The sequence below is a fragment of the Arachidicoccus sp. genome, assembly GCF_050436765.1.
Lineage (GTDB): Bacteria > Bacteroidota > Bacteroidia > Chitinophagales > Chitinophagaceae > Arachidicoccus.
This window is the reverse complement of the sequence record NZ_JBNQGD010000228.1, coordinates 1,066-1,316: the sequence shown is the minus strand read 5'-3', so window position 1 is coordinate 1,316 and position 251 is coordinate 1,066. Positions and strand designations below refer to the sequence as shown.

Annotated in this window: 1 protein-coding gene; it reads left to right on the top strand. The window is 39.4% G+C overall.

The genetic code is table 11. From position 1 onward, the window contains the following. Window positions 1-95: 95 nt before the first annotated feature. Window positions 96-251 (top strand): NAD-dependent epimerase/dehydratase family protein (locus tag ACQR30_RS10175; protein ID WP_429734658.1); only part of this gene is annotated, 156 nt, incomplete at its 3' end.

The following is a 251-nucleotide window of genomic DNA, read 5'->3' as shown; positions in this document are numbered from 1 at the left end:
AGACAGCGAATAAGGGACAACAGATAATAGAAGGAAACAATTGGGAAATTAACCTTTCATCCTTTAACCTTCAAACTTTTAAACAGATAACAGACATGCAAACAATACTCATCACCGGCGGTGCCGGCTTCATCGGTTCCAATCTATGCGAACATTTTTTAAATAAAGGTTACAAAGTTCGAGTCCTCGATAATTTCTCAACTGGTCACCGACACAACCTTGCGCCTTTTGCAGCCAACGAAAATTTTACT